This is a genomic window from Shewanella sp. SP2S2-4 (assembly GCF_031932025.1).
In the GTDB taxonomy this organism is placed as follows: domain Bacteria; phylum Pseudomonadota; class Gammaproteobacteria; order Enterobacterales; family Shewanellaceae; genus Shewanella; species Shewanella baltica.
In genome coordinates this window covers 55458-74394 of sequence record NZ_JAUOER010000012.1, presented here as the reverse complement: position 1 = coordinate 74394, position 18937 = coordinate 55458, and the positions used below count along the sequence as shown (strand labels likewise).

Annotated in this window: 18 protein-coding genes and 1 tRNA gene; 16 read left to right on the top strand and 3 right to left on the bottom strand. The window is 37.1% G+C overall.

The features are described 5' to 3' along the window. The first annotated feature begins 5 nt into the window (after positions 1–5). From pseI to Q4Q54_RS11605, 16 genes are all read left to right on the top strand, one after another. The gene (gene pseI / locus Q4Q54_RS11680; protein WP_311897852.1) at positions 6–1055 is read left to right on the top strand and encodes a pseudaminic acid synthase; all 1050 of its coding nucleotides are present in this window, start codon (positions 6–8) and stop codon (positions 1053–1055) included. 35 nt (positions 1056–1090) lie between these two features. Further along, positions 1091–1348: an acyl carrier protein gene (locus Q4Q54_RS11675; RefSeq protein ID WP_311890034.1), complete on the top strand. Its 258-nt coding sequence runs from the start codon at positions 1091–1093 to the stop codon at positions 1346–1348. Continuing rightward, the gene (locus Q4Q54_RS11670) at positions 1348–2940 is read left to right on the top strand and encodes a class I adenylate-forming enzyme family protein (protein ID WP_311988507.1); all 1593 of its coding nucleotides are present in this window, start codon (positions 1348–1350) and stop codon (positions 2938–2940) included. Before Q4Q54_RS11675 ends, Q4Q54_RS11670 begins: the two co-directional genes overlap by 1 nt. Then, positions 2940–4043, top strand: coding sequence for an FkbM family methyltransferase (locus tag Q4Q54_RS11665; protein ID WP_311988506.1), 1104 nt, complete (start codon positions 2940–2942; stop codon positions 4041–4043). Before Q4Q54_RS11670 ends, Q4Q54_RS11665 begins: the two co-directional genes overlap by 1 nt. Before the next feature lie 7 nt (positions 4044–4050). Beyond that, the gene (locus tag Q4Q54_RS11660; protein WP_311897847.1) at positions 4051–5106 is read left to right on the top strand and encodes a putative sugar O-methyltransferase; all 1056 of its coding nucleotides are present in this window, start codon (positions 4051–4053) and stop codon (positions 5104–5106) included. A 49-nt stretch (positions 5107–5155) separates the two neighbouring features. Then, positions 5156–5926: a glucose-1-phosphate cytidylyltransferase gene (gene rfbF / locus Q4Q54_RS11655; RefSeq protein WP_263196077.1), complete on the top strand. Its 771-nt coding sequence runs from the start codon at positions 5156–5158 to the stop codon at positions 5924–5926. Beyond that, the gene (rfbG, locus tag Q4Q54_RS11650) at positions 5920–6999 is read left to right on the top strand and encodes a CDP-glucose 4,6-dehydratase (protein ID WP_263196119.1); all 1080 of its coding nucleotides are present in this window, start codon (positions 5920–5922) and stop codon (positions 6997–6999) included. The genes rfbF and rfbG overlap by 7 nt, the downstream gene beginning before the upstream one ends. Position 7000: 1 nt before the next feature. Then, positions 7001–8386: a lipopolysaccharide biosynthesis protein RfbH gene (rfbH, locus tag Q4Q54_RS11645; RefSeq protein ID WP_263196076.1), complete on the top strand. Its 1386-nt coding sequence runs from the start codon at positions 7001–7003 to the stop codon at positions 8384–8386. A 101-nt stretch (positions 8387–8487) separates the two neighbouring features. Next, positions 8488–9273 (top strand): aldolase/citrate lyase family protein, encoded by a 786-nt coding sequence (locus Q4Q54_RS11640; RefSeq protein ID WP_263196075.1) that lies wholly within the window; start codon positions 8488–8490, stop codon positions 9271–9273. A 4-nt stretch (positions 9274–9277) separates the two neighbouring features. Next, positions 9278–9943 carry an HAD-IA family hydrolase gene (locus tag Q4Q54_RS11635; protein WP_311988505.1) on the top strand — a complete coding sequence of 222 codons (666 nt, stop codon included), beginning with the start codon at positions 9278–9280 and terminating at the stop codon, positions 9941–9943. A gap of 9 nt (positions 9944–9952) precedes the next feature. Further along, the gene (locus Q4Q54_RS11630) at positions 9953–11080 is read left to right on the top strand and encodes a radical SAM/SPASM domain-containing protein (RefSeq protein ID WP_311890028.1); all 1128 of its coding nucleotides are present in this window, start codon (positions 9953–9955) and stop codon (positions 11078–11080) included. 19 nt (positions 11081–11099) lie between these two features. Further along, the gene (locus tag Q4Q54_RS11625; RefSeq protein WP_311890027.1) at positions 11100–11981 is read left to right on the top strand and encodes an NAD(P)-dependent oxidoreductase; all 882 of its coding nucleotides are present in this window, start codon (positions 11100–11102) and stop codon (positions 11979–11981) included. Then, entirely contained in the window at positions 11978–13258 is a 1281-nt protein-coding gene (locus Q4Q54_RS11620; RefSeq protein ID WP_311890026.1) for a radical SAM protein, read from the top strand. Before Q4Q54_RS11625 ends, Q4Q54_RS11620 begins: the two co-directional genes overlap by 4 nt. A gap of 24 nt (positions 13259–13282) precedes the next feature. Then, positions 13283–14425, top strand: coding sequence for a class I SAM-dependent methyltransferase (locus Q4Q54_RS11615; protein ID WP_311897841.1), 1143 nt, complete (start codon positions 13283–13285; stop codon positions 14423–14425). Between the two features lie 13 nt (positions 14426–14438). Then, positions 14439–16241, top strand: coding sequence for a thiamine pyrophosphate-binding protein (locus Q4Q54_RS11610; protein ID WP_311988504.1), 1803 nt, complete (start codon positions 14439–14441; stop codon positions 16239–16241). Further along, positions 16241–17248, top strand: a complete 1008-nt coding sequence (locus tag Q4Q54_RS11605; protein ID WP_311890023.1) for a glycosyltransferase family 2 protein — start codon at positions 16241–16243, stop codon at positions 17246–17248. The genes Q4Q54_RS11610 and Q4Q54_RS11605 overlap by 1 nt, the downstream gene beginning before the upstream one ends. Before the next feature lie 13 nt (positions 17249–17261). Here Q4Q54_RS11605 and Q4Q54_RS11600 read toward each other — a convergent pair whose 3' ends face one another. The 3 genes from Q4Q54_RS11600 to Q4Q54_RS11590 all read right to left on the bottom strand — a co-directional run bounded on the left by Q4Q54_RS11600 (position 17262) and on the right by Q4Q54_RS11590 (position 18935). Continuing rightward, positions 17262–17516, bottom strand: a complete 255-nt coding sequence (locus Q4Q54_RS11600) for a hypothetical protein (protein ID WP_263196067.1) — start codon at positions 17514–17516, stop codon at positions 17262–17264. After that, complete coding sequence (locus Q4Q54_RS11595; RefSeq protein WP_311988503.1) at positions 17516–18808, bottom strand: 6-hydroxymethylpterin diphosphokinase MptE-like protein; 1293 nt, start codon at positions 18806–18808, stop codon at positions 17516–17518. The genes Q4Q54_RS11600 and Q4Q54_RS11595 overlap by 1 nt, the downstream gene beginning before the upstream one ends. Before the next feature lie 51 nt (positions 18809–18859). Next, a tRNA-Arg gene (locus Q4Q54_RS11590) sits at positions 18860–18935 on the bottom strand. Positions 18936–18937 lie beyond the last annotated feature (2 nt).

Here is an 18937-nt window from a genome sequence, read left to right as displayed (position 1 = left end):
TGCAAATGAAGATTAATATTGGTGAGCGCGCGATTGGTGGTGAAGAGCCCTGTTATGTGATTGCTGAGTTATCGGGAAATCATGGCGGAGATATCCGTAAAGCAGTCGCCTTACTTAAAGCCGCTGCCGATGCGGGGGCCGATGCCATTAAACTGCAAGTATATCGTCCTGATACTATTACGCTAAATGTGGATCATGGTGATTTTGCTATCCCAATGGATAACGCATGGGCAGCTTATAAAAACCTTTATGAATTATATGAATATGCTCATACTCCTTGGGAATGGCTTCCTGAATTATTTGCCGAGGCCGCGAAACTTGGGGTTGAGTTATTTGGTTCTGTCTTCGACGAGACGTCAGTCGACGAGCTAGAAAAATTTGCTGTAAAGGCTTATAAAATAGCGTCTCCCGAAATTGTCGATCTAGCATTGCTAGAAAAAGTCGCCAAGACAGGTAAGCCAGTCATAGTCTCTACTGGGCTGGCAAGCTTAGAAGATATTTGCCGCGCGGTAACTTGTCTTAAGCAACACGGTTGTGAGCAAATAATTTTACTCAAATGCACAACAGCTTATCCCACACCTCCAGCAGAAGTTAACCTAAAAACGATACAGCATTTAAAAGACACATTCCAATGTCCTGCAGGACTTTCGGACCATACAGTTGGTATAGGCGTATCGATTGCAGCTGTTGCGTTAGGCGCAAATGTAATTGAAAAACATATAAAATTAGATGATGGAGAAGAAACTGTCGATAGCTTCTTTTCACTCACAGTCGCTGAATTTCAAACGATGCTGGCAGAGATCCGTCGAGCGGAATTGGCGGTTGGCAAAGTAGATTACAGCTTAACGCCCGGTGCGAATAAGAATCGAAATGGACGACGCTCACTGTATATTTCGGCACCGATGCAGCAGGGCGATATTTTTACTGAGCTGAATGTTAAATCTGTGCGGCCAGGTTTCGGTCTTGACCCACAATATAAGTCACTAATTTTGGGGCGCAAAGCGGGTAAAGATCTCATCGCTGGCGACAGATTAAGCTGGGATGTTATTCAATAGTCTGAAATGTTTCATTTAAAAATGGGTGAGTAGTAATGACAATAAATGACGTGACAAATTTTATCATCGATTATGTGCGGCAACATTTAGAAGATGACAGTCAGATTATTGATGAAAATTGCAATTTTGTTTCAACTGGCTACTTAGACTCATTTGCTATTTTGAGTCTTATCATGACATTAGAAAGTCAATACGAGATTAAGTTCGCGCCAAGTGAACTCGCAGAGTCTGAGCTCCAAGTCATAGGTAATTTAGCGCAAGTGGTGGTGAATAAAATTGCGGGTAGAGACTGATGTCTTGCTTATATGAGAGATTTAGGCTGGTTGCCCAGCAGTTTCATGATAAAACTGCGTTGATCGATGGCGATGAGTGTTATACCTATGGCCAGCTGTTGTCACTCATTGAATTATGGTGCAAGCAGATTGTACTGATTTGCCAAACTCAAAGACCGCGAGTAGCGCTGTTAACTGACTCTCTATTACATTCTTTTACTGTCTCTGTTGCGATAGCAAAATTAGATGGTGCATGTATACCTTCGAATGCTCAAATGCTGGCACCACAGTTGTTGGCCGGATGGAACGCGACAGATGTTAATCTTGTGGTTTACGATCGTAGTGTTAGCGCAAAAGTGCATTCTTTAGCCTTGCCGTTTGGTATTATAGCCACTGATGCATTGGCGATACCTACGGGGAATATTCCTGCCAATCACAATACTTACGCTAATAATATTGAATTTACTCAAGATGATTGCCATGCGTCAGAAGCGCTTAGCTCGTTGGTCCAAGAAGCCATAGATAACGACTTTTTGATCACCCTTTCATCTGGCTCAACCGGTGATCCTAAACCTATTGTGGTGTCACAAAGTGTCAAACTTGCAAGAGCGCAACAGACTTGGGATCTGTATCATTTAACGTCTGACGATGTAGTGCTATGTGCTTCACCATTTTTTCATTCTTTAGGTCAGCGACTTAGTTTTGTACCCTTATTATTGGGAGCCACTTTAGTGAGATTGGCCCCCTTTACGCCAAAACAGTGGTTAGTGTTAGTTGAGCAACATGCGGTGAGTTTTGTGATCAGTGTCTCGTCGCACCTGTATGCCTTAAAAGATGAACTACTCGATAACGCGATAGCATTAAAGTCACTGAAAACTATAGTGACGTCATCAGCTCCTATAGATGCGGCTTTTAAAGAGAAAATTTTTGACGCAATTGGCTGTGATTTTCACGAAATTTATGGCGCGACAGAAATTGCCGTCGCAACCAATTTAGCCCCCTGTGATGCAAAATTTAAATTTAATACTGTCGGCTACCCATGTGAAGCGATCGATGTTCAAATACTCAATTCAAATCTATGCGTCTGTGGGATCAATGAGGTTGGGGAAATAGCAGTAAGGTCTCCACTAGCGTTTAGCGGTTATTACCATAAACCTGAATTAACATTGGCTGCGTGGCATGGAGATTATTTTCTAACTGGCGATCTCGGTAAACTCGATAGCGAAGGTTTTTTAACTTACGTTGGTCGCAAAAAAGACGTTATTATTTCGGGGGGGATCAATATATATCCGAAGGATATTGAGGCTGTACTCTCCACGCATGAAAGAGTGTTAGAAGTGGCTGTTATCGGTGTAGATGATCAGTTGCTAGGTGAAGTTATCGTCGCCATCTGTATTGTAAAAAATGCAGATCGTTTAGAGCCTCAGCTTCGAGCCTTAACGAACCGTTCATTAGCGCCTTTTCAGCGTCCTCTAAAATATTTTTTCCCAGAAAAATTGCCATTAACGGCAACGGGAAAAGTGTCTAAGAAATTGTTGAGGGAACAGTATAATTCCTTAAATAATGGTTGGACAGCCGTACTTGAAACGATGTTGTACGGGAGGAAAGGCTAATGAGTGAAAGGTATATTTTTGGTGCAGGCATTCAAGGTGGAATTTTTTTCCAAAGTTTTCAATTGTCATCGATCACACTTGATGGTTTTATTGATGCCTATAGTCAACAGACTCATCTATATGACTTGCCGATAATACGCCAAGAAGATATCGAGAACAAAGACGCCGAAATATATATATCAGTAGGGTTATTAAGTCGACGTATCAAGTCTGAACTTGTGGCACAGGGCTTTACTAGAGTATATGACTTTACAGAGTCCATTTTTGCTTGTCCTGCTATTATCCAACAATTAATTCCCCACAGTCTTTGGTATTCAGCCGTGATTGATGAAATGGTGGAACTCGAGCAATTGGCAAAAGTAAGGGGTCTGTTATTTGATGATAAGAGTCGGCAATTATTAGATCAAATAGTTCGTTTTCGTCAACATCATCGAGTTGAAGATTATCCAATCCCCGATCCTCATATTCAATATTTTGCTGAAGATATACCTGTTTTTAACCATTTGTCAGCACTGCGTTTTATTGATGCGGGTGCATACAATGGCGATACGTTAACCTCATTATTTACCGCTGCGCAATTACATGCACTACCGGTGGAATACTGCGCTAGTTTTGAGCCTGACCCCAGTAATCTATATAAATTAAACTGTAGAGTTAAAGCCTTGGGGTTTGAACATCAGGGGCGAGTATTTATTTACCCTGCTGGCGTATGGAGTAAGTGCTGTTTGTTAGCTTTTGATGCTGAACACAGTACTTCAAGCCGATTAACCGGAACCACGGGATCACAAGATAATTTGGTGAGTTGTGTGGCACTCGATGATGTGGTTTTTGGAGGATCACCCAACTTTATCAAAATGGACATAGAAGGGGCTGAAAAGGCGGCTCTTTTAGGGGCAAAGAATATTATTCAAACATATCGCCCTGTTTTGGCAATTTGTCTCTATCACAATCCTAGCGATTTATGGGATATTCCTTTGATGATCAACGATATGGTTCCAGACTATGACATGTACATTAGAGTCTATGGTGATATGTTATTGGAAACTGTGCTGTATTGTATCCCAAAAAAACGCAGTGAAAATGTTGGACCCGATAAGGAATAATAAATATATGTGGAAAGAGCAAGTTAACGCCATGATATCAGACATGCGTAATGCGGATCCCAGTTATCAGCCAAGTCACTTCTGGCAACATGGTGCAAAGAGCTTGCAGCAGGATCTAGCCGATTACGGGATTGAAAATTTTCGAACGCTAAATAGCGCCCTAGGCTATTTCGTTCCAACATATTTATTTCATGGCTGGGTTTTACAGCCAGAACGTTATCAAAATATGTTAACTGTTTGTGATAGCGCCCTTCAAAATGACCGGCGCGCCATGATGTCAATGACGGAGTTTTTATCGGGTGAAACTCATGCTAAAAGTGACTATCGAGTGTATAAAGCGAGTGAGCAGTTACGTGCCCCGTTTACACAAAATTTCAGTGAAAGCCATGTAGGTAACCCATTAGAACAGTTTGAGTTTGATGGACATTTTTATAGTCGCTCTAGTTTAAATTATCTACTAGGATTAAATTTTCTTAAGCAACATATACAAGATATTTCGGTCAAAACTGTCTTAGAAATCGGTGGTGGTTTCGGTTCACTCGGTGAGATTCTACTAAGTGATAGCAGAAATGAGACTTTTTATATAAACGTAGATATTCCTCCGACCTGTCTCTTTTCCAGTTATTATTTAAAACAGGTATTGGGTGCACATCTTGTGGCAGATTATGCCCAGTTACAAATTTACCCAGATTTGAATATTGATACACTACGTACTGAGTTTAGTGCCGTAGTCATGTGTCCTTGGCAGTTACCTGAACTCACTGGCGAAATTGATCTTTTTGTGAATTTTATCTCCTTCCAAGAAATGGAGCCTGAAATAGTACAAAATTATCTGCAACATGTAACACGGTTAAAAAGTAAATACGTGCTATTGCGTAATCTTCGCGAAGGAAAACAGGTCGCAAAAGACCACTCTCATGTTGGTGTTAAAGTGCCTATCTTGGGAGATGATTATGATAAATTCCTACCTGAGTACGAGCTTATTGCCACAAACGTATTACCTTTTGGTTTTCAAACAATTGATAAATTTCATTCAGAATTACGACTTTACAAAAGAAGTTAATATACATAAGCCTTGTCAAAATTAGGTTAGTGAAATAAGGAATTAAGTTATGAAAGCGGTTATTTTGGCTGGTGGATATGGAACACGTATTTCTGAAGAAACTTTGTTCAAACCAAAACCGATGATTGAAATTGGTGGTAAACCGATTTTATGGCATATAATGAAGCTATATTCCGCTTATGGTATTAATGACTTTATAATTTGTTGTGGGTACAAGGGATATGTAATTAAAGAGTATTTTGCAAATTATTTTCTTCATATGTCCGATGTGACCTTTGATATGCGAAATAATAAGATGGAAGTACATCATCAGATGGTTGAGCCTTGGAGGGTAACCTTAGTCGATACAGGTCAAGAGACTATGACTGGAGGACGATTAAAACGAGTAGCCGAATATATTGAAGGAGAATCAGCTTTTTGTTTTACATATGGTGATGGGCTCTGCGATGTTAATATCCAGAATGTAATTGATTTTCATATGGCTAAAAAAGTGAAAGCGACTTTAACTGCAACTCAAGCCCCAGGCCGTTTTGGAGCGCTCAATATTTCTGGTGACCTTGTAACGACCTTTAAAGAAAAACCAAAGGATGATAGTTCTCTGATTAATGGTGGTTTTTTTGTTTTATCTCCTGAAGTATTAAATTATATTGAGGGTGATAACACTAGTTGGGAAGAGGGACCTGTACAAATGCTTGCAGAGGAAAATAATCTCGCAGTGTTTAAACATAATGGTTTCTGGCAACCCATGGACACACTTAGAGATCAGAAATACCTTCAGGAAATGTGGCAGAATAATCAGGCACCGTGGAAGATATGGTAACAAATCAGCAATTTTTTAAGGGAAAAAAAATCTTAATCACAGGACATACTGGGTTTAAGGGGAGTTGGCTTTGTTGTCTGCTTAAACATTATGGTGCAGAAGTCATTGGTTTCTCTCTTGCCCCTTTAACCCAGCCTAATATGTTTACCTTGTTAAATATCAATGCGAATATTGAGTCTATTATTGGTGACATCCGAGACTTTGATACTATAAAAAGAGTGTTAATCGATCATCAACCTGAGATTGTCATTCACATGGCAGCGCAAGCATTAGTTCGTCATAGTTATGACCATCCTGTTGAAACTTATAGCACTAATGTAATGGGTCTTATTAATGTTTTTGAAGCAATACGATTAACAGAGAGTGTTAAATGTGTCCTCAATGTAACTTCCGATAAGTGCTATCAAAACAGGGAATGGCATTGGGGATATCGAGAAAGTGATTCCCTTGGTGGATTAGATCCTTACAGTAGTAGCAAAGCATGTTCAGAGTTAGTTACCAGTTGTTACCGTAATTCTTATTTAAGTCAATCTGGAGTGATCGTGGCTTCAGCAAGAGCGGGAAACGTTATTGGTGGTGGTGATTGGTCTGAAGATCGATTAGTGCCAGATCTAGTTCAAGCTTTCAGTTTACAACAGATAGCAAGTATTCGAAATCCGAGTGCTATCCGTCCGTGGCAACATGTTTTGGAACCTTTATCTGGTTACTTAGAACTGATCAATTACCTTTTGAGTCGTGATGGGAATCCTGATGAAACTTCTTACGCTTGGAATTTTGGTCCAGCAGAAACCGATGCAAAAACTGTTGAATGGGTAGCGCAACAGCTAGCAAAAAACTGGGGAGATGGTGCATATGTCAAAAGTGAACCTCAAATTAATGCTCCACACGAAGCTCATTTTCTTAAGTTAGATACATCTAAGTCACGCAGTATTTTAAATTGGCAATCTAAGTGGGAAATTGAACTGGCCATTGAGAAAACGATAGAGTGGTACAGTGGGTTTTATCAAGGTAAGAATATGGCATCAATAACCCAAACACAGATTCATGAATATTTGAATGATAAAGGTGATTAGCTTGACTGATACTTCTAAAAAATTGACAAAAATTAGAAAAGATATCGCTGATTTGGTCAAAGAGTATGCTGCAATTAAAGCCATACCCCAAAAATTTTATGGTGGTGATACGCCTATTCCACCTTCTGGAAAGCTTATTGGGGTTGATGAATACTCCAACATGGTTGAAGCATCACTTGATGGATGGTTAACAACAGGCAGATTTAATGACACTTTTGAAACTGATTTGTCATCAATACTAGATATAAAAAATGTCTTAACGACTAATTCAGGTTCTTCAGCAAATTTATTAGCGTTAGCAGCATTAACTTCATCACGCTTAGGTGACAGAGCATTATTACCTGGTGATGAAGTTATTACAGTTGCTGCAGGCTTTCCTACAACGGTTAATCCATTAATTCAATATGGATTAATACCAGTGTTCGTTGATGTTATGCTGCCAACATATAATATTAATCCTGATTTAATCGAAGAAGCTATCAGTAAAAAAACCAAAGCCATTATGTTAGCTCATACTTTAGGTAATCCATTTGATATTGATGTGATTATGCATTTGGCTAAAAAATATAATCTATGGGTAATTGAAGATTGCTGCGATGCATTAGGATCGACTTATCAACCATCATTGGCTTATTCTAAAGGACGTAATACACGTATTGAATCTGGCGTGGAGCGTTTGGTTGGCACTTTTGGTGATTTGGGGACATTGAGTTTTTATCCTGCACATCATATTACAATGGGTGAAGGTGGGGCTGTATTTACGGATAGTGCGCTTCTAAAGAGTACTGTAGAGTCATTTCGCGATTGGGGACGGGATTGTTATTGTGCTCCAGGAAAAGATAATACCTGCAATAAACGTTACTGTTGGAAGCTAGGGAGTTTACCTCAAGGTTATGACCACAAGTATATTTATAGCCACGTAGGTTACAACCTAAAGATTACTGATATGCAAGCGGCCTGTGGTTTAGCACAATTAGGTCATTTAGCTGAGTTTATTATGGCTAGAAAACGCAATTTTGAGTATCTAAAGACGGGCTTAAAATCTTGTGAAGAATACCTTATCTTACCTGAAGCAACGCCGAAGTCATCACCCTCTTGGTTTGGTTTTCCATTAACATTAAAACGTGATAAGGGCATCGAACGCTTAACATTACTTCAGTTTTTGGAATCTCGCCGAATAGGTACCAGACTTTTATTTGCTGGCAATGTAACTCGTCAGCCCTACATGAAAGATAAAAAATATCGAGTCTCAGGTCGTCTTAATACGACTGATTTAGTGATGGAAAGCTCATTTTGGATTGGTGTCCAACCAGCGTTAACAACGGAAATGCTAGATTATGTAATTGAATCTTTTGAAGATTTTTTCTTAAAAGAAAAAAGACTTTAGTTTTTTTGTAACCAGGTCGATACAAGTGTGTTAATGCTTGCGTGCTGATTTATAGGGTAGCTTGAGAAAGGAGAAGGACTATTAATACTTTAGAAAGAGAAATGCTTAATATTCTTAAGCAACTCAAAGATAACCATGGTGTCGTTGCCGTTAAAGCAGAATTTGAGGCAGAAGGTACTCGAAGTGATGAGTTTTTACGTTTGTTAGAGATCACTCGCAGAGCAGGCTTAGATGTAGCACTAAAAATTGGTGGCGCTGAGGCAATTCGCGATTTATTTGAAGCAAAACAATTCGGAGCTGATTACGTTGTTGCGCCTATGGTTGAAACGCCTTATGCATTAAGCAAATATATAGGAGCATATGAAACTGCGTTTACAAAGGACGAACTCGAGGATACTTCATTCTTATTCAATGTTGAGACAAAGACAACATTTAACAACCTAGCGCAAATTATTGATGTGATAGTTTCATCTGCGACTAAACCTGGAATTGTCTTTGGCCGTGTTGATTTTACTCAATCAAATGGAATGAAGCGTGGTGATGTTAATTCTGACAAAATTCTTGAATATTGTCTCGAGGTTGCTCGACAATGTAAGTTAGCAGGTATTGAGTTTGTAGTTGGTGGTGGTGTGTCATTAGATGCAATCGATTTTTTGCAAGCTCTAAAGGCAACGTACCTAACTCGTTTTGAAACAAGGAAAATCATTTTCAATGCAGATGCTTTGTCCATGGCTAAGCTCAGAAAGGGGTTGCTATTAGCTGTTGAGTTTGAACTGCTATGGCTTCAGAATAAGCATAATTACTATGCATGTATTGCTAAAGAAGATGAAACTCGGCTGGAATTGCTATCTACTCGAGTATTACAACTTCGGCAAGAAGTTGGCTAATTAGATGTCTATTCAGTTAGTTATTTTCGATCTTGATGGAACTTTGGTTGATAGTGCCAGAGAAGTGACGCAAGTTATTAATGAAATGCGTCGAGTTCGTGATCTTAAGCCTTTAAACCAAGATAGTCTATTGCAGGAGATGGGTCATGGAGCCGATAGGATTTTATCCTTGGCACTTCCTCAGTCAATTGAACCCGTTACATGCCTTGTTGCAGAGTTTCGGGACCGTTATAAATTGATATCAACACCGAAATCTTCTCTCTATCCAAATGTAGAAGCAACACTCAAGTTTTTGAAAAAAATTGGTTTTAAGTTAGCTGTATGCACAAATAAACCTTCAGCGCTCTGTGATAAAGTTTTACTTGAAACTGAAATTGCAGAGTATTTTGACGTTGTTATATCAGGTAGGCCTGATCATATAGCGAAACCGAATGCTGAACCTGTCTTAAGAGTGTTACAACAACTTGGCCTAGAACCTGCTAGTGCATTATTAGTTGGGGATACCACCATTGATCAAAAAGCGGCTAAGGCGGCCAATGTGCCCTTTATTTTTTTCAGCTCGGGCTATGATGATGGTGTAGCAAGAGGAGATATATATTTTGATATCAATGATATGTCGCAGCTCTTAGCTATGCGTCCGTTTAGCTTTAAAACTATTTCGTGTATATAGGACCCAACTATGACTAACGATGAGATTGTCGCCAAAGTACAACCGCGAATATATTCAGCGGTAAAAGTACCCATTGAAGATAGAGTACCTTTAAAAACACCATTTTCAGTTCATATAGATGTGTCAAGTATTTGCAATTACCGCTGTAGTTTTTGTTTTCAAGCCGACAATAGAGCAATGAAAAAGGTTGACTTGAAGCGTGGGAAAATGAGCGTGGAAATGTTCAAGAAGATTGTTAATGATCTTGCTGAATTCCCTGAAAAGATTAAAAAAATTAAAATTGGTAATCATGGGGAACCTACATTACACCAAGATCTTCCTGAAATGATTAAGTATGCTAAAGAAAAAAATGTTGCAGAAATTATCGAAGTTTTTACTAATGGTTCGAAGTTAACACCTGAGTTAAACCGTGCACTAGTGGATGCTGGATTACAACGTATTAATGTATCAATTGAAGGTTTAAGTGATGAAAGATACATGCAGGTTGCCGGTGTAAAGCAGAATTTTAATGAGATAGTTGAAGGTGTAAGACATCTTCATAGCATTAAAGGGCCTGAACTTACTATTTATGTGAAAATCGCGGACCAAACAAGTGCTCTTGATAAAGGTAATAACACAACATTCATTCTAGATGAAACAGAACGTCAATATTTTTTTGATACTTTTGGTGGTATTTGCGATGAAATTTTCATAGAGAAAATAGTACCTCAATGGGCAGAAACACAACTCGATAAGCAAAATGAAGTTGCTAAAACGGGGATGTATAATCAAAAAATAAAAAAATATAAAGATATTTGTCCGTTCACATTCATGTATTTGCATTTTAATTGTGATGGTCAAACTAGTCCTTGTACTTTGGATTGGCCAAGAAAGGTTGTCATTGGCAATGTAAATGAACAAAGTGTAAAAGAAATATGGGAAGGAAAGTCTCTACATCAATTACGAGTTGCTATGCTAAAAGGACGAAGAGAGCAGATTAATTTTTGTAATAACTGTTCTGCTCCTATGGTTTGTGTTGATGAGGATCTTGATCCACATAAGGAAAAAGTTTTAGCAGCGTTAAATGCATTAGATGAATCACTTGATGATAATGAGTGGATACAGTCTAATGAGTGGAAAATAAAAGAAATATTATAATTAACTATAGGTGAGTGAAATGTCTGTTGGTATAAAATTACTGGTGTTGGGATCCAATGGTTTTATTGGTAAAAACGCAGTGGAATATTATTCTGCGAAAGGTTATGAAGTATACTCACCAAAAAGACATGAGTTGAATTTACTTGATACGTGTGCTGTAGAAAAATATCTAGCGAATTTATGCCCAGATGTTGTCTTAATGAGTGCTGTAAATATCAACTCATTAAATGAAAATTTGATTTTATATTTTAACTTAGCCCGATGTTCACATCTTTTTGGTCGGATGATTACAATAGGTTCAGGTGCAGAATATGATATGAAAAATTACGAACCTATGATGAGTGAGGAATATTTTGGTAAGCATATCCCATCAGATACATATGGGTTGTCAAAATTTGTTATTTCAAATGATGTTGAAAAGTTTTCTAATAACATTGTTAATTTGCGAGTGTTTGGAATATTTGGTAAGTATGAGGATTATTCTCGTAGGTTTATTTCTAACAATATCTGTAGAATACTTTCTGGATTAGAAGTTTCTATTAATCAAGATATGTTTTTTGATTATCTTTATGTAGATGATTTTTTGTTGGCTGCTGAAATATTTTTTAAATCAGAATTTGTTTATAGGAATTATAATATATGTAGTGGTTATTCGATATCTTTGTTTAAGCTCGCCGAAATCATTAATGAAGTCGGTAATACAGATTCTGCAGTATTTGTAAAGCAGGAGGGGAGCAGAGGTGAATATTCAGGAAACAACTCACGTTATGTGAGTGAATTTGGCCCCTTAAAAATTACTCCATTTAAAGATTCAATTTCAAACCTTTATAAATGGTATGAAAAGCATCCTCAAAAAAATCAAATTTGTCAAAAAATCATCGAGATGGAACAGCTCAAATGATAAAATCAAAAGTGAGTTTACTGGTTCAGTTAGAAAAACGTCCAATCGTGATATGGGGCGCTAGAATGACGGGTATGGGGTTCTTACGTTTTTCTCTTGCAAACTCACTTAATATTGTCCGGTTTATTGACTCAGATCTTGCATTGCAGAATAAATTAGTCAATGACGTATTAGTTAGCTCACCAGATGTTTTGGCTACGATGAAAAAAGAGTATGAAAATTTAGCTATTGTTATTGCTGTATCATTAAAAGAGTCTGAAATTATTTCAATGCTAATGGATATGGGATTTTCTGCCCATGATTACATTTTGTATTCTGATTATTGCGAGTCTTTCTATACCATTGATATTATGGGGTCGTGTAATCTTAAGTGTCCATCTTGCGCACATAGTATAGATGGCGACAAAACGCCAATTGGTCGCATGTCATTGAATAACCTTGAAAAAGTGGTTGATAAGATTATTGGTGAGAACGAAATCGTAACTCACGTTAGCTTGTATAGCTGGGGTGAGCCATTTTTACATAAAAATTTACCTGAAATTATTTCATATTTACATGTAAACGGCATAGCTGTAGCACTATCCAGTAATTTATCTATCGACTCAGATGAATTATTGGGTAACGTTATTCGACAGTCACCTGAATATCTCAAAGTATCGTTGTCTGGTTATTATCCAGACACATATGAAAAAACTCATACGGGTGGAAATATTGATTTAGTAAAATCAAATATGTATCGTTTGAGATATTATTTAGATAAGTTTAAATCTAAAACCTTTGTTGATGTAAATTATCATTTGTACAATGATAATAATGGATTAAATTTAGAAAAAATGCGGATGCTTTGTGAAGAGTTAAAATTCTCTCTTTCAACTACTTACTCACTTGTTATGCCTCTTGAGCGTTGCTTAGACTATCTAGATGGAATTCATGACCCACAGACAGAAAAATTGAATTCAATGCTATTAGTAAATATTGAAGAGGGATTAGAGGCAAGTTCTAAGTATCGTTCTAAAATTTGTCCATTTAAAGAAAATCAGATAAATATTAACTGGGATTTAAAGGTACCAGTTTGCTGTACTGTTTTTAATCGAGATGGCATTACTGTTTCTGATAACTATCTTGAATCTACATTGGAGCAAATTAACTCAAATAAAAATAGTGCTAAGATTTGTGGTAAATGCATTAAATATGGTTTGCCTGCCTATAATATGGGTTTGAATCAGCAAAAATGGAAAGAAATTGCATCGACTAAGATTAGTCTTGACCATCAATAGCTAGATATTTGATAGGACTAAGTTATGACGTATTTTGAACAAATAGAACACTGTCGTTTGTGTCGCGCAGAGCTTCCAGGTAATGCGTTAATTACCCTTTTCCCATTTCCAAAAGCCGCGCAGCATTTTTTAACTAGCAAGCAGTTAGATAACGAATCGCCAATCGAACTTGCAGTTTTTCAATGTAATAAATGTGATTTAGTACAGCTTAAAGCTGCTCCAGTGAGTTATTTCAGAGAAGTTATTACTGCTGCTGTTTTGTCACCGCATTCTAGAACTACGCGGTTAAATGAAATTACAACTTTTGTTAAGAAATACAATTTACTAGGAAAAACTGCGCTTGAAATAGGTTGCGGTAAAGGTGGCATGTTAGATGTTATAGTTGATGCTGGTCTTCGTGCTGAAGGTATAGAATATTCAGAGAGTTCCGTAGAAGAGGGTGTTCTTTTTGAGAGAAGTATGATTTGTGGTTATCTACCAGATCAGAAAATAACTAAGAAAGCAGAAGTATTTTTCTCATTTAACTATTTGGAACATCAACCAGACATAAAACAATTTATAGATTCGATTTACACTAACTCAACAGATAATGCTGTAGGATATATTACAGTACCTAATTTGTCATACCTTCTCGAATCAAAGTGTCTATATGAGTTCGTTGCTGATCATTTAGTATACTTTACAGTTAGTACTTTACGTAGAGCATTTGAATTTAATGGGTTCGATGTGCTCGAGTGTCAGGAAATTAATAATAGTAATGATATTTTAGCAATTGTAAGAAAACGAAGTTCATTAAGATTAGACTCGTATATGGAAGAAGTAAATTCTTTAAGTGCCGAATTAAATACACTAGTCGATAAATATGTCTCTGTTGGGAAAAAAGTTGCTGTCTGGGGAGCTGGGCACAGAACATTAGCTTTACTTGCTATTAGTAAGTTGAATAATATTGAGTTTATTATTGATTCAGCTCCATTTAAGCAAGGGCTATTCAGTCCTGTTATGTTGACTAAAATAGTTTCACCAGAGACATTAGAATATTCAGATGTAGATGCAGTGATTGTAATGGTGCCGGGAATTTACCCTCAAGAAGTTTTAAACATCGTAAAGAATTTCAAGCGAAAATTTAACACTTATCTTCTCGAAGGAAATAAAATAGTCGCTTACTAAAGAGTTTATATAAATGAATATCAAATTATCGGACTATATTGCACAGCGATTAGTTGAATTAGGAATCGAGCAGGTTTTTATGGTGACTGGTGGAGGTGCTATGCACCTTAATCAATCACTTGGTAGGCATAATGGTTTGAACTGTATCTTTAATCATCATGAACAAGCCTGCGCTATGGCTGCAGAGTCATATAGTCGCTTAACTCATCGCCCAGCCCTTGTTAATGTGACTACTGGTCCTGGTGGAACAAATGCAATTACTGGTGTTCATGGTGCTTGGACAGACTCTCTGAGTATGTTAGTCATATCAGGGCAAGTTAAGTATCAAACAACGATTCAAAGTACTGGGATGTCATTGCGACAATATGGTGATCAAGAGATTGATATTTGTAAGATAGTGCACTCTATTACTAAATACTCACAGATGATTAGCGATCCATCTTCAATTCGCTATCACCTTGAAAAGGCATTTTATCTTGCAACGCATGGACGTCCTGGCCCTTGTTGGTTAGATGTTCCGATTGATGTTCAAAGCTCATTCATTAATCCAGATGAACTTGTAGGATTTAATCCGGAAGAATTAGAGCACCCATGGCTTAGTTTGGATTTGTTAAGTGAGTCAGCAGAAATTATTAGTGCAATCGAATTGTCTGAAAGGCCTGTTATTTTAGCCGGTTCTGGAGTTAGGATTAGCCGCTCATACGAGCCATTTCTTCAGTTAATCGATAGATTTCAAGTCCCAGTAGTTACAGGTTGGAACGCTCATGATTTATTACCCGACGAACATTCTTTATATGTAGGTAGACCAGGAACAGTTGGAAATCGCTCAGGTAATTTTGTCATTCAAAATGCAGATTTAATTCTTATATTAGGGTGCCGATTAAATATTCGGCAAATTAGTTATAATTGGACTGCATTTGCACCTAAAGCTTATAAGATTATGGTTGATATTGATGAGTTGGAAATGCAAAAGCCAAGTTTAATTATCGATAAACCTATACAAGCAGACCTAGCTGATCTGATACCATTTCTTTTACAGCAGAATATTGCTGCCCAACCTAAACATCGAGTTTGGTTAGATTGGTGTAAAGATAGATTGAAGCGATATCCTGTTGTATTAAAAGAGTATTGGAATTCATCTAAAGTGAATCCATATTGCTTTATGGATACGTTTTTCAAGATGCTATCTGATGACCAAATAGTCGTTGCCGCAAATGGGTCTGCTTGCGTGATTGGCTTCCAAGCTGCAGTAATTAAATCTAAAACTCGTTTATGGACAAATTCTGGCTCCGCATCTATGGGGTACGAGTTACCAGCTGCAATAGGAGCCTCTTATGGGGCTCCAGCTATGCCTATTGTCTGTTTTGCTGGCGATGGTAGTATTATGATGAATCTCCAAGAACTTGAAACTATCGTTGGTAATAAATTGCCAATTAAGATATTCATTTTAAATAATGCAGGTTACTCATCAATTTATCAAACACAAAAGAACTTTTTTGATGGTGTTGAAGTTGGTGCGAGTAGAAACTCTGGTGTTACATTTCCAAAATTTGAGTCATTGAGTAAGGGTTTCGGTTTACCTTATTTTAAATGTGATAATCATGCTTCTATGGAGAGTACTATTAAACAAGTGATGGTTCATTCTGGTCCAGTTATCTGTGAGCTTATTCTTGATGATACTCAGGCTTTCTCTCCTAAGTTAGCGTCAAAACAGCTTTCAGATGGAAGTATAGTATCGCCATCACTAGAAGATATGTCTCCTTTTTTATCTCAAAACGAAATGGCTGAAAATATTTGGAAAAGTTCTGAGAAATAATGAAAATGCATCCAGGTTTAAATACAACGTTGGCTATTGTTATGCCAACTTATAATAGGGCTGAGTTTGTAGATTTTTTTTTAAAAAAACATATTGAACGACTTAAGTTATTTAACATAGGGCTTTATATTTCTAATAATGCATCTACAGATAATACGCTTGAGGTAATTGCTTATTGGAAAAATAAATACGAATTTATTTTTGTTAAATCTCTGACTAAAACTGTGACCTCAGATGAGAATATTGAAAATGCAGTTTTTATGCCGAATTCAAAATATATTTGGATACTAGGTGATTCTTATGAAATATTACCATCAGTTTTAGATGGAATTTTAGGAACATTAGTTGGGTCTAACGAGTACGACTTTATCTTAACTAACTTGGTTGGACGTTATAGACATAATACTGAAATTGTTTATAATAATAAAAATTTAGTAATTGATGAATTGACACCAATCATTGCGTGTATTAGTTGCAACATTATTAATAGGAAGTTGATTTCTCATCCTAGATTTGAAAAGTATAGGGGGACTGATTTTGGTATTGTCGGCTTTGTGCTTGATTATATTGCAAGTAATCATTTTAGTTTACTTTTTTGTAGAGATTTAAGTGTAGTAACTCTTAAAACGCCAGTCAGAAAAGTTGGATGGCCCTCAAGATTTTTTGAAATAATGTTTTATAATTGGCCATCTTTCGTTGCTAATTTACCGGATGTATATTCGGATAGAAGTAAAGATATTGCAAAAAAATTATTAGTAACTCACTCTGGTTTATTAAGCTGGAGAAGTTTGTTACACATTCGAGGGGCAAATGGGTTAAACTTTAAATTGTTGGGGGAAAATAAAAATAGTGTTTTAAAACTTTGCGGTAAAGTTATTTTTTGTTATATGTTTTTTTTGTGCTTAATTCCTTCAGTTATCTGCAAAGTTTTTGCAGGAGCGATTGAGTGGATTAGGCGAAAGAGGTATCAATTAATTAGGTTGATTAATCCAAAGTTAGATATATAAAAATAAAGTGATTTTAGTTGTTTAGAATATAAGCTAATTCATACTCTAAATAATCTGCAAGTCCAAGCCAGTCTTGTCGTTCTTGAGCGGCTAACATTAATGGTATTATGTTAGAAATGGCTGATGTATCCTTTAATTTTTTCAGTTCTGACTCAAGTAAATCTATGCAATTTCTTAATCTTTTAGAGGCTTCGGCCTCTTTTCCCAAACGGAATTGTTGCGCTGTATTAATTAGTTGAACGTCTAAGGCTTGATTATTATGCAGCATTATTTGCAATCCTTGAATTGAGTTCCTTTGATTTTCGCACCAGATAGGTTTGATTGATAAAACTTTATACGAGGTTTAGTTGCTATATAATTTTCCAAGTTTCTAAGGTAGGCTCTAAAGTTAAGATCAGTTGCAACTCGCTCGCCTCTACCATTGATTATCCAGTGTTTTGCATTCCCCGCCTTAGGCCCAATTTCACCATCCTTCCAAAATGCATGGGTTTTATTATTTGGATAGCTAAAATCACATCCGAATAATGTAATTTCCCAGATATTTAAGTGTACTGCAAGATCTATGGCTGGATGAATCACGCTGCCATTAGTAAATAAACGTAATTTTGGATATGTTTTATGAAGCTGATCGTAAATTTTCCCTTTTGAATACGCATTAAAACGAGGACCAGGCCAAGAACTAATTACTTTCGCGGGTATTCTAGGGAAATAGACTAGCGTTACTGTTTCAGGAATACTTTCTGGTAGATGCTCTTGTGTAATATTATGCTCGATACTAACGAGAATATCAGGAATAATACCTTGTCCCATTAATGCTTTGAACGATGTATCTACTGCTATCAGCAATGGCCTATCATTGCTAGGCCGCTCACGCTGTGATTTTAGATAACCGTAATGTTCCTCGAGTGTAGGGCCAGATCCTATGACAAAAGCTGTGTGCTGCTTGTGTATTAATTTTAACATTGCGGCATCAGGATCTAATTTGAGAAAAGAGAGATTCTCTGAGAATCTTGCTTTAATTACAGGGTCATCTAATTTATGTTTGCTATTCACAAATTCTATATTATTTTCGTAAACCAGCAAATCACGTAAACTGGCATTTTCATTTGAGACTAAACTTAAGTCTGGGGTGATGGCAATATAGACCGGATCAAGGCGATTTTGTTTTTGGGGCTCGAGTAGTTGAACTTTGGGATGACTAAGCCATTCTGATTGATCTGTATAGGTGATCAATAATGAGAATAGTGATGTATTAAGCAAGCAGACTTTAATCGTATTAATCGAGTTTTTTTCAATTAATAGTGTTGGAACATCTCCCATACCCACACCATAAACTGTCACACTATTTACATCTTTTGGAAGGGTATTGATATACAGTTTGGCTTCTGCAATACGATCGTGTCGGCTGCTTAATTGAATACCATTAACACTGATTGTTTGATTACTTCCAATAACTAAGTGAGCTTTAAGGTGATCAAATGGACTTGATTTTATTGCAGCTGCTACGATAGGCCAACGCTTGACGATAATATTGAGATTAGACGCAAATAGCTCAGTCATTCCGTTTCTCCGGAAGATTTCTGGGAGTTTGATATCACCAAGGTCACTATCTGGTCTCTCCACAGGGACTCGAACCCCGATCGGCCGCTTAGGAGGCGGCTGCTCTATCCTGTTGAGCTATAGAGAGAC

Excerpts from the sequence above, each read along its gene's own strand:
- Q4Q54_RS11635 (WP_311988505.1), top strand. The coding sequence starts at position 9,278 with ATGTCTATTCAGTTAGTTATTTTCGATCTTGATGGAACTTTGGTTGAT.
- Q4Q54_RS11600 (WP_263196067.1), bottom strand. The coding sequence starts at position 17,516 with ATGCTGCATAATAATCAAGCCTTAGACGTTCAACTAATTAATACAGCG.
- Q4Q54_RS11625 (WP_311890027.1), top strand. The coding sequence starts at position 11,100 with ATGTCTGTTGGTATAAAATTACTGGTGTTGGGATCCAATGGTTTTATT.
- Q4Q54_RS11610 (WP_311988504.1), top strand. The coding sequence starts at position 14,439 with ATGAATATCAAATTATCGGACTATATTGCACAGCGATTAGTTGAATTA.
- Q4Q54_RS11665 (WP_311988506.1), top strand. The coding sequence starts at position 2,940 with ATGAGTGAAAGGTATATTTTTGGTGCAGGCATTCAAGGTGGAATTTTT.
- pseI (WP_311897852.1), top strand. The coding sequence starts at position 6 with ATGAAGATTAATATTGGTGAGCGCGCGATTGGTGGTGAAGAGCCCTGT.
- Q4Q54_RS11605 (WP_311890023.1), top strand. The coding sequence starts at position 16,241 with ATGAAAATGCATCCAGGTTTAAATACAACGTTGGCTATTGTTATGCCA.
- Q4Q54_RS11615 (WP_311897841.1), top strand. The coding sequence starts at position 13,283 with ATGACGTATTTTGAACAAATAGAACACTGTCGTTTGTGTCGCGCAGAG.
- rfbG (WP_263196119.1), top strand. The coding sequence starts at position 5,920 with ATGGTAACAAATCAGCAATTTTTTAAGGGAAAAAAAATCTTAATCACA.
- Q4Q54_RS11640 (WP_263196075.1), top strand. The coding sequence starts at position 8,488 with ATGCTTAATATTCTTAAGCAACTCAAAGATAACCATGGTGTCGTTGCC.
- Q4Q54_RS11630 (WP_311890028.1), top strand. The coding sequence starts at position 9,953 with ATGACTAACGATGAGATTGTCGCCAAAGTACAACCGCGAATATATTCA.
- Q4Q54_RS11620 (WP_311890026.1), top strand. The coding sequence starts at position 11,978 with ATGATAAAATCAAAAGTGAGTTTACTGGTTCAGTTAGAAAAACGTCCA.
- Q4Q54_RS11675 (WP_311890034.1), top strand. The coding sequence starts at position 1,091 with ATGACAATAAATGACGTGACAAATTTTATCATCGATTATGTGCGGCAA.
- rfbF (WP_263196077.1), top strand. The coding sequence starts at position 5,156 with ATGAAAGCGGTTATTTTGGCTGGTGGATATGGAACACGTATTTCTGAA.
- Q4Q54_RS11595 (WP_311988503.1), bottom strand. The coding sequence starts at position 18,808 with ATGACTGAGCTATTTGCGTCTAATCTCAATATTATCGTCAAGCGTTGG.
- Q4Q54_RS11660 (WP_311897847.1), top strand. The coding sequence starts at position 4,051 with ATGTGGAAAGAGCAAGTTAACGCCATGATATCAGACATGCGTAATGCG.
- Q4Q54_RS11670 (WP_311988507.1), top strand. The coding sequence starts at position 1,348 with ATGTCTTGCTTATATGAGAGATTTAGGCTGGTTGCCCAGCAGTTTCAT.